Genomic DNA, 11,509 nt, shown 5'->3' with positions numbered 1-11,509 from the left:
TTGCCACCATTAAAAAAGATCTGTCTTATTGACGGATGACGCTGCAGTAACTCCACAAAATCATTGGCAACCATCGATTCCGTTTCAATATGCTGATCCAGACTTCCCGGGCGGCGGCAGCTTTTCAATACATCCCATACGGCAATCCGTTTTTGTATTAATAAATCACAGCGTTGTGGGTAGTCCAACTTAACAGATTGCCCAAAAAATGACGTTATGATTGGCCAGAAAGCATTGCGTGGATGGGCGTAATAACGTTGTTGTTTTAATGATTCAATACCAGGCATGGAACCGAGAATCAAAATCCGTGGTTCATGGCCAACGATGGGTGGAAAGCTGGATGCGGGTTGCAGTGTGAGTTTATCTTTCATAACCGTATCAGCCTGAGTTGAAATATCTCTCTCATCAACAGCATTACTGATAGAGTCTGCCCTGATGCCTTATCCAGCCATGAGGATGACGGTTGGCTGGATCATGATGCGTCCAGTGGATTAAGCCACCTTTATCATTCCAGATATATTCACCATAAACACGGACATCATCGCCTTCTTTAATCTCATTAATTCTGGGTGCCAAATCGATATTGTGAACGATTAATAAGGTCTGCCCGCTGGCCAGTTCAATAATAAACCGTTGATGACGACTGCCTTTATTATCATCTGCTAACAGCCTGGTAACGGTTCCGGCCACCTCGATTTGAACATCACTTTGCCGCTGTTCAAATAATTGTTCAACACTTCCAGCAGGAGAGATTTGATTACGTTGTGGCTCAGGCTCATAAAAGCTTCCCAGAAAGATCAAAATGGCAAAGCCGAACAGGATCCAGATACGCTGTTTCATACGTTTTGTATTAGCCATGTTCAATTCGCTCCGCAAGCATTTCAATCCAATGATTCACAGGACGACTCGGTGTTGAAAGGTATAGCTGACAACCAATATTGGCCGTAACAATTTTATCCGGTTGTGATGCTTCCAAAGCCGACAATTTCTGTAAACGTAACGACTGGGATAATTTGGGCTGCAATAACGAATAACTGCCTGCTGAGCCGCAGCAGATATGTGCATCATTGATAACCGGAGTGGTGAATCCAAGTTGTTGCAAAATCGTTTCCACGAGTCCTGTTAGTTGCTGCCCATGCTGTAACGAACAGGGAGATTGAAACGCAATAGTGCTGCCAACGCCCAGATTTTGCCATACAGATAAATCTTCAGCAGCAATCACTTCAGCGATATCTTTGCTGAGTTCGCTGACTTTGGCAGCTTTTTCTGCATAGACTTTGTCATTTCGCAGCAAATAGCCATAGTCTTTTACTGTACTTCCGCAACCACTGGCGGTCATCACTATCGCTTCACAGCCATGTTCAATAAACGGCCACCAGGCATCAATATTCTGTTTCATTTGATTGGATGCTTTTTCTTCCGCGGACAGATGCTGTGCCAATGCACCACAGCAACCCGCTTTGGGTGCTTCCAGCAGACTAATCTGCAGTTTATCTAAAACGTTTGCTGCGGCCTGATTGGTATTCGGACTACTGACCGATTGCACACAACCGGCTAAAACCAGCATAAAGCGTTGGTGAGTTTGCTGGATGAGCGGTCTGGTTTTTTGTACAGGTATTAATCTGGCTTTTACGCTTTGTGGGAGTAGTGGTTTGAACAGATTGGCCGTCTTTAACAATGGGCGAAATGTGGCGGGATAAGGTACAGTCTGAAGCAATAATTTTCTTATCAGGCGATCTACAAAAGGTCTGTTGACCAATGTGTCCACTTCCATGCGACCAATATCCGCCAACTTGGCAAACTCCACTCCTGAAGGGCAGGTTGATTCACAGGCGCGACAGGTGAGACATTGATCCAGATGAACTTGTGTTTCTCGTGTTGGCGATACCCCCTCAAACACCTGTTTTATCAGGTAAATTCGGCCACGAGGACCATCGCGCTCATCACCCAGTAACTGATAGGTAGGGCAGGTAGCATTGCAAAATCCACAATGCACACAGTTGCGGATAATCGATTCAGCAGTCAGGCCTTTTTCAGTATTGGCGTATTTTGCTGCGAGTCTGGTTTGCATAATTAAAACTCTGGATAAAGCTGGCCGCGGTTGAATATACCGTGCGGATCAAAGCTTTGTTTCAATTGTTGATGCAATCGTTTTAAGCCACTGTTTAATGGTTGCCGACGTATTTCTGTTAATTTTGCGGTACGAAACAGTTGCGCATGGCCATGATGGCGGGCAGCTAATGTGAAGATTTTTTCAGCACTTTCATCGGTTTTCACCCAGCGCAAACCGCCTGCCCAATCGACTAGCTGTTTACCTGAAATGGGTAAATTGACTGTGGCGGGTGGTACTGAAACTCTCCATAAAGGTATTTCACCATCAAAGAAATGATATTGTTGTTCATTGACCAGAGTCCAGAACACATCCGCCTTATGATGTTCACCACCGAGCTTCTGTCGGGCTGCACGTACAGCGGCTTCAGCGCCTGCCAGCCGAATATGCACAGCTTTACCATCATAAGCCAGTCCTGAGAGTGGCAGATTTTGCGCAGCCAGCGTTTGCATCATTCGTAATGCATCCTGCGTATCGCGCGACTGTGATAGATAACATTCGCTGGCGGGAATCGGCAGAACTTTAAGACTGATTTCCAGTAATACACCTAAACTGCCCATGGCTCCGACCATGAGTCTTGAGACATCATAGCCCGCTACATTTTTCATCACCTGTCCGCCAAACTGCATTATCTGGCCTTTGCCATTGATGATCCGGCAACCAAGCACATAATCACGGGCGCTGCCGGTGAACGGCCTGATGGAACCTGATAATCCCGTCGCGATGGCGCCACCCAGCGTGGCATCGTCGCCGAAATGCGGTGGGTCAAATGGCAGGCGTTGATTGTGTTCTGCCAGTGTACTCTGCAAGTCATTGAGTTTAGTCCCGGCATAAGCGGTAACAACCAACTCGGTTGGTTGGTAATTTACGATGCCTTGATGTGCTTGCAATGACAACGTTTCGCCAGGTTTTGCGTGATACAGAAATGACTTGGTATTTCCACCTCGAAGATTAACTGGCTGTTGAGTTTCAACGGCCGTTAATATCTGCTGTTGAATAGTTTTACTTATATCTGCCATCAGAAACGCTCTAATTCCGGATGGGGAAGCTCACCATGATGCACATGCATTGCGCCCAGTTCAGCACAGCGATGCAGGGTCGGGACAGCTTTTCCCGGATTCAGAATACCCTGCGGATCAAAGGCTGCTTTTACCGAATGAAACTGTGCCAGTTCATCCGTAGCAAATTGATTGCACATCTGATCGATTTTTTCGATGCCAACGCCGTGCTCGCCGGTAATACTGCCACCTGCCTGAACGCACAATTTAAGTATATCTGCACCGAAATGTTCTGCTTTAACCAATTCCCCAGCGTTATTAGCATCATAAAGAATCAATGGATGCAAATTGCCATCCCCCGCATGAAATACATTAGCGACCGCCAATTCGTGATGTCTGGATAAGCGCTGAATTTCCTGCAGCACTGCAGCTAAATGTTGTTTGGGAATGGTGCCATCCATACAGTAATAATCCGGTGAAAGTCGACCAACCGCAGGAAATGCCGCTTTGCGTCCGGCCCAGAACAAATTCCGCTGCTGCTCAGACTCTGCTGTCGCAAAGCTGATCGGATCACTGTTTTCCAGAACGTGATGAACCTTCATAATATGCTCTGAAACTTCTTCATTATTGCCATCAATTTCACATAGTAAGATGGCTTCAGCCTCCAGTGGATAGCCTGCATGAACGAAGGCTTCAGCAGCCTGAATGGCCAGTTTGTCCATCATTTCCAGACCCGCCGGAATAATCCCTGCGGCAATAATATCGGCAACGGCGCGGCCGGCTTTGGCTACATCATCAAAGGCGGCCAGGATCACTTGGGTACGTTCAGGTTTAGGCAACAGCTTTACCGTGACTTCAACAATAATACCCAGTAACCCCTCCGAACCCGTCATTAGCGCCAGTAAGTCAAAACCCGCACTGTCATAAGCCTGTGAACCGATGGTGAGCAGTTCCCCATCAGCCATGACTACTTTGAGCTCCAGAATGTTATGCACCGTTAAACCATATTTCAGGCAATGTACGCCACCGGAATTTTCGGCGACATTGCCTCCGATAGTACAGGCAATCTGTGAGGATGGATCCGGGGCGTAATACAAACCGTACTGGGCCACTGCTTCTGAAATTGCCAGGTTACGCACGCCGGGTTGCACCCGGACACTGCGGTTTGGAATATCTATTGATAAAATTTGATTGAACTTGGCCAGATTGAGCAGAATACCTTCTTCATGAGGCATTGCGCCGCCAGATAATCCGGTACCTGCGCCACGGGCAACCAGAGGAATCTGCTGCTGGTTACAGAGCTTACAGATAGCCTGAATTTGCTCAATGGTATCCGGCAATACCGTCAATAAAGGTAATTGCCGATAAGCAGATAGTCCATCGCATTCAAAAGGTTTTTGGGATTCTTTGCTGGAAAGAATCGCTGATTCCGGCAGAATGGCTTGCAACGCTGCAATTAATTGCATTTTTTTCATTTGCGTAATATGGCATATTTCAAATCATGTGACATCTTCACATAATAATTATTGTTAGTTAGCTGAGGACGATGCCGGTTGCCGCGAATTCCGTGTCTGCAGAAGTTCTGAGGCATTTCATCCGCAGATTCCTGTTGATGAAATAGCGACTGGATTTAATGAGCTTTAGACAGATTTTTAAGTGTTTAATAATATTGATATAGCCATTTATAATTTCCTGTTATAAGCCGTCATCGTTATAATATGCGGTTCCATTGAAACCGTTTAGAGACCATAAATGTATCAATACGATAAGTATGATCAAACGATGATTGATCAGCGAGTAGCGCAATTCCGTGATCAGACACGTCGTTTCCTTGCTGGTGAATTAACCGAAGAACAATTCCGCCCACTGCGGCTGATGAATGGCTTATACATTCAGATCCATGCGCCGATGCTCCGTGTTGCAGTACCTTACGGGATGATGTCATCCCGCCAGGTTCGTAAAATTGCTGAAGTTGCACGTCGGTACGATAAAGGTTTTGTCCATTTCACCACGCGGCAGAATTTCCAAATGAACTGGCCCAAACTGGAGGATGTACCGGATATTCTGGCCGAATTGGCCAGCGTGCAAATGCATGCGATTCAAAGCAGTGGTAACTGCATTCGTAACACCACTTCAGATCAGCTGGCTGGTGTTAATGCCAATGAAATTGAAGACCCACGGCCCTGGGCTGAGATCATTCGTCAGTGGTCAACATTCCATCCGGAATTTGCCTACTTACCACGCAAATTCAAAATTGCCGTTGTGGGATCCCATGAAGATCGCGCGGCAACCAAGTTGCATGATATCGGCTTGCATCTGGTGAAAAATCACGAAGGTGACGTCGGTTTTGAAGTGCTGGTGGGTGGTGGTTTGGGTCGTACCCCAATCATTGGTGAACAGATTCGTCCTTTCCTGGAAAAACAGGATTTGTTGTCCTATCTTGAAGCGATTCTGCGTGTCTATAACCGTTTGGGTCGCCGTGATAACAAATATAAAGCACGTATCAAAATTACCGTTCGTGAACACGGTATCAACCATATCCGTGAACTGGTTGAAGCGGAGTGGGTACATATCCGTGACCAGTTGAAACTGGATAAAAAAGAAGTCGAACGGGTAAAACAGTATTTCACCGAGCCTGCTTATGAATTGGATGCAGCTGATTCAGACAGCAGTTATGCGGATCTGTTAGCACAGGACAAGGAATTTGCACTTTGGGTCAAGCAAAATACTGCGGACCATAAAGTTTCAGGCTACCGTGCAGTCTATGTTTCGTTGAAAAAACCGGGCCAGGCACCTGGGGATATTACCTCTGAACAGCTTGAAGTCGTCGCAGACCTGGCGGATGAATTCAGTTTTGGCGAAGTGCGCTCCACCCATACACAAAACCTGGTTTATACCGATGTAAAACAAGCGGATTTGTATGCCCTGTGGTTACGTTTGAATGCAGAAAATCTGGCCACACCTAATATCAATACCCTGACAGATATTATCTGCTGTCCCGGTCTGGATTACTGTGGTCTGGCCAATGCCACATCCATCCCATTATCCAAAGGTATTGCCCAACGGTTCGATGATTTGGATTACCTGCATGATCTGGGCGATATCAAAATCAAATTTTCAGGCTGTATGAATGGCTGTGCCCATCAGAGCGTCGGGCATATCGGTATTCTGGGCGTCGATAAAAAAGGTGAGGAGTGGTATCAATTTACTCTGGGCGGCAGTTCCGAGGCTGATGCTTCGCTTGGTGAGCGTCTTGGTCGGGCTATTCCAAAAGATGAGGTGGTCGATACGGTAGCGCACTTACTGGATGCCTATATCGATTTACGCTATGAAGATGAGAGTTTCCTCGCGACTGTACGCCGGATTGGCGTAGATCCATTCAAGGAGCGTGTTTATGCAGCAGATCATTAAAGATCGCGAGATCGTTGAAGACAACTGGCAGCATCTGGATGATGAGGCGGCTCTGGTTGCTGGAAATATTACGGTTTCAATAACACGTTGGCAGGAACAGCACGAGACATTAAGTCATCACGAAGGTGGCTTGGGCATTCGTTTATCCGGGGATGATCCATTAGAGGAAATCGTTCCGGATTTAGGCCGCTTTCAACTCGTTGTATTGTTATTTCCGGCATTTACAGACGGACGTTGTTACTCCTATGCCCGTTTGTTGCGTGACCGGTATAACTTTAAAGGTGAAATCCGCGCTCAGGGTGATGTGTTATACGACCAGCTGTTTTACATGTCGCAGTGCGGTATCAATAGTTTTGAACTGGCAAACCCGAATCGGCTGACACAAGCTCTAGCCGCATTTGATGATTTCAGTGAAAGCTATCAGGCAACAGTATTAAGGCCTGAACCATTGTTTCGTCGCCGTTAATTCACCAGCAAAATGGCAGTTTATGCAATTGGTGATGTTCAGGGGTGTTTCGACGAGCTGATCAAGTTACTCGAAACACTCCAATTTGATCCTCAGTGGGATCAGATATGGCTTANNATCTGGTTAACCGTGGACCAAAATCATTAGATACCCTGCGTTTTGTTCGCAACCTGGGTGAGCAGACAGCTAAAGTTGTGCTGGGGAATCATGATCTGCATATGCTGGCGCATGCTGCCGGCATCGTTGAGTACAGTCATCGACTGGATACGATTGATTCAGTGCTGAATGCTGAAGATCGGGATGAACTGGTCTACTGGTTACGACATCAGCCTTTGTTTTACCACGATAGTGAATTACAGTTTTCGATGGTTCATGCCGGATTACCACCCGAATGGAGCATTGATGAAGCGCTAGCCAGAGCAGCTGAAGTGGAGTCAGTGCTTCAATCTGATAACTGGCGTGATTTCTTCAAGCATATGTACGGTAATAAACCCAAACGCTGGTCTGCTGACTTAACCGGCTGGGATCGATTACGCTTTATTACCAACTGTTTCACCCGCTTACGTTATTGTCATGAAGATGGCAGTCTGGCACTGAAATTCAAAGGTGCACCTGAAGATAAACCGGCTGAGCAGAAACCCTGGTTCATGATGCCTAATCGCGCCAGCGTCAATGACAGGATTGTATTTGGTCATTGGTCGCAATTAGGAACAGGCCAGTATGACAACGTCTTTTCATTGGACAGTGGGGCGGTGTGGGGAGAGCAGTTGACGGCAGTACGCATTGATCAAACGCCTTACCAATGGACAGTGGTTGAAGCCGATCCGGATGGTTTGCCGCATGCACGCAATAAAACGGCTGCAGAAAAGCAACGCTGGCTGTAACTGACTGTTAGGCATTCATTTTTAAACACAGTACAATACCTTTTTTATCTCTAATGGACATTTCTGAAATATGAGCAATATCAAAACCTTTTCAGGTGACTTTTCCGCAAAAGGCATACGAGTAGGTATCGTTGCTGGCCGTTTCAATGACTTTATCGTTGATAATCTGATTGCAGGTGCAGTCGATACTTTATTACGTCACGGAGCAGCGGAAAAAGATATTGAAATCGCCCGTGTTCCAGGCGCAGTAGAAATTCCATTAGCCGTACAACGTATGGGCAAAACTGAAAAATACGATGCCATCATTGCCTTAGGCGCGGTTATTCGTGGTGGTACACCACATTTTGAATTTGTCGCAGGTGAGTGTTCGAAAGGCCTGGGTCAGCTGACATTGCAACTGGATATTCCGATTGCCTTTGGTGTGTTGACGGTGGATACAATTGAACAGGCGATTGAGCGTGCAGGTACTAAAGCTGGCAATAAAGGGGCTGAAGCGGCAATGAGCACTATCGAAATGGTTAATGTATTACGTCAAATCGGAGATGCCAAGTAAATGGCTGGTGGACTGCCCCGGACCCAGGCTAGACGTGCTGCTGTGCAAGCGCTTTATCAATCACTTGTCAACAATCAGGCGCCTGAAAAAGACACGATGGATTTTGTTATGGCCGAGTACGCCAATAAAATCGACAAAAACTATTTTCAAGTGCTGGTTGACGGCGTGACCAAAGAAATTGATACCATTGATGCTGAACTGGCTCATGCGGTGGATAGAAGTTTATCCGCTGTGGATCCTGTTGAGGTTTCGGTCTTGCGTTTGGCTGTTTTTGAATATATGCACCGTCCGGATATCCCTTATCGGGTGGTATTGAATGAAGCTGTAGAGCTCGCCAAGTCCTTTGGTGGAGAACAAGGCCATAAGTATGTTAATGGTGTTCTGGATAAAATGGGTGCTCGTCTGCGCCAGGCAGAATACCAGGCCGCCAAGGTCTCTCGAGCCCAGAAAAAATCGAATTGATTCTCAGCCCCGAAAAGATGCAACCATCCTGACGGGGCTTTTTTAAATGAATTTATCACCCGAATTTTCACTTATCCACCACTATTTCAATACGTTAACTGCGGAGCGTGATGATGTAGTAGTCGGTATTGGAGATGATTGCGCTGTTTTATACACTCCTGCAAATACGTTGACGGCAGTTTCCATTGATACCTTGGTGCAAGGTACACATTTTTTTGCCGATGTTGATCCCTATCGATTAGGCATTAAAGCGCTGGCGGTCAATCTCAGTGATCTTGCTGCAATGGGTGCGGAGCCGGCATGGTTTACTCTCGCTCTGACGTTGACGGAGATAAACGACAAGTGGCTTAAACAGTTTTCAGCCGGTTTAGCTGAAATCGCTAAACAGCATCGAATTCAATTGGTTGGTGGTGATACGACACGAGGACCGTTATCCATCACCATTCAGGTGCATGGTCATCTTCAGGCTGAAAATATGCTTCGGCGTAATGCCGCTAAACCGGCTGATTTGATATGTGTTACAGGCTGTCTTGGTGATGCCGCTGCCGCTTTACAATATAAGTTAGGGCAGTTAGATAAATCAGCGTTAAGCGATACAGATATCGAATATCTGTTGCAGCGACTGGAAATGCCGACCCCACGAAATCAAATCGGTCAGCAACTGGCTGGTCAGGCACATGCAGCCATTGATATTTCGGATGGTTTATTAGCTGACTTAACTCATATCCTTAACGCCAGTAATAAAGGGGCAAAGCTGGATTTATCGGCTTTACCGTTTTCTGCTGTGTTGCAAAAATTACCCCTGGAACTTGCTACACAACTGGCGTTGACCGGTGGCGACGATTACGAATTATGTTTTACCGCAACTGCAGACAAAGTGGCGGGGCTCAAACAACAGTTTCCGAACCTGATCCATGTGATTGGTGAAATCACAGACGATACCGGCATTTATTATCAAGGCGAGCAGGGTCACTGGAAGCCATTCTTAAATATCAGGGCAGGTTATGACCACTTCTCCAAATAAGGTTACATTGCTGGATTTGCTTAAACGACCGGCATGCTTACTTGCCTATGGGTTTGGAAGCGGATTATCCCCGAAAGCGCCTGGTACGATGGGCACAATAGCCGCATTACCAATCTATTGGCTGATCCACGATGTCGGGATGCTGAGTTACTTACTCATCACTTTCATCGCATTTTTTGCCGGGATCTGGATTTGTCAGCAAGCTGTTAACTGGTTGAAACAGGACGATCCCTCTGCCGTGGTTTGGGATGAGATTGTCGGTTATCTGATCACAATGATTGCTGCCCCGGCCGGTTGGCAGTGGATGCTTTTGGGATTTGTGTTATTCAGATTATTTGATATCTGGAAGCCATGGCCGATTTCATTGGCCGACCGCAAGTTACATGGTGGTTTTGGCATTATGCTGGATGATGTAATCGCCGGAGTTTTTGCCGCGATGGTATTACAGCTTTGTCATTATTTGCTCTGAAACTGCTAAGGGCAGTCTCAGAGCTTTATACAAAATCTAACTTAAAGTCATGCCAAAGTTTTGTTCAAATCGTGCAGCAAAGCTTTCAGCGGTAAATTGATGATTCTGAGTGCCATGCTGTTCAATTTTGATGGCACCTAATAATGACGCAATACGTCCAGTCATTTCCCAATCCTTGCCGTGCAAAATGCCATGTAATAATCCGGCACGATATGCATCGCCGCAACCTGTTGGATCCACGACTTTTTCGGCTTTGGCACAGGGTATATCAATACGTTTTCCCGCGGTATAAATATGCGATCCCTGGGCGCCACGAGTAATGATAAGCGCCTCAACCTGTTTGGCAATTTCTCCGGGTGGCAGGCCGGTTCTATCTTCAAATAACTGCGCTTCATAATCATTCAAGGCGATATAGGTTGCCTGCCGGGCAAATTGCAGCAAATCCTCGCCATCAAACATCGGCAACCCCTGGCCCGGATCAAAAATAAATGGAATGCCGGCATCCGCAAATTGCTGAGCGTGTTGAATCATACCGTCACGACCATCCGGAGCGATAATGCCCAGCCTGATATTTTGCGCTTCGGTGATTTTAGTTTCATGGGCCAGGTTCATGGCTCCGGGATGAAAAGCGGTGATCTGATTATCATCAATATCAGTGGTGATATAGGCCTGTGCTGTGAAATGATCGTCTTTGACATGTACATGCCGGCGATTGATGGCATATTTATCCATCCATGCGGCATACGTACCAAAATCACTGCCGACTGTTCCCATCGGTACCGGTTCATCACCCAGCATTTTCATATTAAAAGCGATATTGCCGGCACAGCCACCAAACTCACGACGTAACTCCGGCACCAGAAACGCTACATTCAACATATGCACTTTGTCGGGCAGAATGTGATTTTTGAATTGATCCGGAAACACCATAATATTGTCGTAGGCAAATGAGCCACAGATAAGTACCGACATCTTTATTTATACCTCTTTTGTATGAATCTGTTGTATATCAGCCGTGACAGACAAATGACCGTCAATAAATGCAGTCAGGTGATGTCCCACAATCTGATAACGCCATCCTTGTAATAAAGCCAGTTCGGTTTCACCGCGAACAAGCTTTTCTATATCTTTT

13 protein-coding genes are annotated in these 11,509 nt (G+C 46.4%); 7 read left to right on the top strand and 6 right to left on the bottom strand.

All coding sequences use genetic code 11. The features are described 5' to 3' along the window. The 5 genes from B3O33_RS14215 to B3O33_RS14195 all read right to left on the bottom strand — a co-directional run. On the bottom strand, positions 1–371 hold a 371-nt coding region (locus B3O33_RS14215), incomplete at its 3' end, for a DNA-deoxyinosine glycosylase (protein WP_292363852.1). Between the two features lie 43 nt (positions 372–414). Then, on the bottom strand, positions 415–858 hold the full coding sequence (locus tag B3O33_RS14210; RefSeq protein ID WP_292361847.1) for a DUF3465 domain-containing protein: 444 nt from the start codon (positions 856–858) through the stop codon (positions 415–417). Then, positions 851–2,071: a glycolate oxidase subunit GlcF gene (gene glcF / locus B3O33_RS14205; RefSeq protein WP_292361848.1), complete on the bottom strand. Its 1,221-nt coding sequence runs from the start codon at positions 2,069–2,071 to the stop codon at positions 851–853. Before glcF ends, B3O33_RS14210 begins: the two co-directional genes overlap by 8 nt. A 2-nt stretch (positions 2,072–2,073) precedes the next feature. Then, complete coding sequence (gene glcE, locus B3O33_RS14200) at positions 2,074–3,129, bottom strand: glycolate oxidase subunit GlcE (protein ID WP_292361849.1); 1,056 nt, start codon at positions 3,127–3,129, stop codon at positions 2,074–2,076. Continuing rightward, the gene (locus B3O33_RS14195; RefSeq protein ID WP_292361850.1) at positions 3,129–4,574 is read right to left on the bottom strand and encodes an FAD-linked oxidase C-terminal domain-containing protein; all 1,446 of its coding nucleotides are present in this window, start codon (positions 4,572–4,574) and stop codon (positions 3,129–3,131) included. Before B3O33_RS14195 ends, glcE begins: the two co-directional genes overlap by 1 nt. Before the next feature lie 286 nt (positions 4,575–4,860). Here B3O33_RS14195 and B3O33_RS14190 point away from each other — a divergent pair, with 286 nt between their 5' ends. The 7 genes from B3O33_RS14190 to B3O33_RS14160 all read left to right on the top strand — a co-directional run bounded on the left by B3O33_RS14190 (position 4,861) and on the right by B3O33_RS14160 (position 10,377). Further along, positions 4,861–6,519, top strand: a complete 1,659-nt coding sequence (locus B3O33_RS14190; protein WP_292361851.1) for a nitrite/sulfite reductase — start codon at positions 4,861–4,863, stop codon at positions 6,517–6,519. Then, positions 6,503–6,985 carry a DUF934 domain-containing protein gene (locus B3O33_RS14185; protein WP_292361852.1) on the top strand — a complete coding sequence of 161 codons (483 nt, stop codon included), beginning with the start codon at positions 6,503–6,505 and terminating at the stop codon, positions 6,983–6,985. Before B3O33_RS14190 ends, B3O33_RS14185 begins: the two co-directional genes overlap by 17 nt. Positions 6,986–7,092: 107 nt before the next feature. Beyond that, positions 7,093–7,869, top strand: coding sequence for a symmetrical bis(5'-nucleosyl)-tetraphosphatase (locus tag B3O33_RS14180; protein WP_349676322.1), 777 nt, complete (start codon positions 7,093–7,095; stop codon positions 7,867–7,869). A gap of 70 nt (positions 7,870–7,939) precedes the next feature. Continuing rightward, positions 7,940–8,422, top strand: a complete 483-nt coding sequence (gene ribE / locus B3O33_RS14175; RefSeq protein ID WP_292361854.1) for a 6,7-dimethyl-8-ribityllumazine synthase — start codon at positions 7,940–7,942, stop codon at positions 8,420–8,422. After that, positions 8,423–8,884, top strand: coding sequence for a transcription antitermination factor NusB (gene nusB, locus B3O33_RS14170; protein ID WP_292361855.1), 462 nt, complete (start codon positions 8,423–8,425; stop codon positions 8,882–8,884). A gap of 46 nt (positions 8,885–8,930) precedes the next feature. Further along, on the top strand, positions 8,931–9,908 hold the full coding sequence (gene thiL / locus B3O33_RS14165) for a thiamine-phosphate kinase (RefSeq protein ID WP_292361856.1): 978 nt from the start codon (positions 8,931–8,933) through the stop codon (positions 9,906–9,908). Continuing rightward, positions 9,889–10,377, top strand: a complete 489-nt coding sequence (locus B3O33_RS14160; protein ID WP_292361857.1) for a phosphatidylglycerophosphatase A family protein — start codon at positions 9,889–9,891, stop codon at positions 10,375–10,377. The genes thiL and B3O33_RS14160 overlap by 20 nt, the downstream gene beginning before the upstream one ends. Before the next feature lie 36 nt (positions 10,378–10,413). Here the strand turns inward: B3O33_RS14160 and B3O33_RS14155 are convergent, their stop codons facing one another. Further along, positions 10,414–11,349 (bottom strand): carbohydrate kinase family protein, encoded by a 936-nt coding sequence (locus tag B3O33_RS14155; protein ID WP_292363851.1) that lies wholly within the window; start codon positions 11,347–11,349, stop codon positions 10,414–10,416. Between the last annotated feature and the right edge of the window lie 160 nt (positions 11,350–11,509).

The sequence above is a fragment of the Methylophaga sp. UBA1464 genome (genome assembly GCF_002325665.1).
In the GTDB taxonomy this organism is placed as follows: domain Bacteria; phylum Pseudomonadota; class Gammaproteobacteria; order Nitrosococcales; family Methylophagaceae; genus Methylophaga.
This window is presented reverse-complemented; position numbering and strand designations above follow the sequence as displayed.

Bases quoted from the DNA above. Each gene is read 5' to 3' on its own strand.
- nusB (WP_292361855.1), top strand. From the start codon at position 8,423: ATGGCTGGTGGACTGCCCCGGACCCAGGCTAGACGTGCTGCTGTGCAA.
- ribE (WP_292361854.1), top strand. From the start codon at position 7,940: ATGAGCAATATCAAAACCTTTTCAGGTGACTTTTCCGCAAAAGGCATA.
- glcE (WP_292361849.1), bottom strand. From the start codon at position 3,129: ATGGCAGATATAAGTAAAACTATTCAACAGCAGATATTAACGGCCGTT.
- B3O33_RS14210 (WP_292361847.1), bottom strand. From the start codon at position 858: ATGGCTAATACAAAACGTATGAAACAGCGTATCTGGATCCTGTTCGGC.
- B3O33_RS14155 (WP_292363851.1), bottom strand. From the start codon at position 11,349: ATGTCGGTACTTATCTGTGGCTCATTTGCCTACGACAATATTATGGTG.
- thiL (WP_292361856.1), top strand. From the start codon at position 8,931: ATGAATTTATCACCCGAATTTTCACTTATCCACCACTATTTCAATACG.
- B3O33_RS14160 (WP_292361857.1), top strand. From the start codon at position 9,889: ATGACCACTTCTCCAAATAAGGTTACATTGCTGGATTTGCTTAAACGA.
- B3O33_RS14190 (WP_292361851.1), top strand. From the start codon at position 4,861: ATGTATCAATACGATAAGTATGATCAAACGATGATTGATCAGCGAGTA.
- B3O33_RS14185 (WP_292361852.1), top strand. From the start codon at position 6,503: ATGCAGCAGATCATTAAAGATCGCGAGATCGTTGAAGACAACTGGCAG.
- B3O33_RS14195 (WP_292361850.1), bottom strand. From the start codon at position 4,574: ATGCAATTAATTGCAGCGTTGCAAGCCATTCTGCCGGAATCAGCGATT.
- glcF (WP_292361848.1), bottom strand. From the start codon at position 2,071: ATGCAAACCAGACTCGCAGCAAAATACGCCAATACTGAAAAAGGCCTG.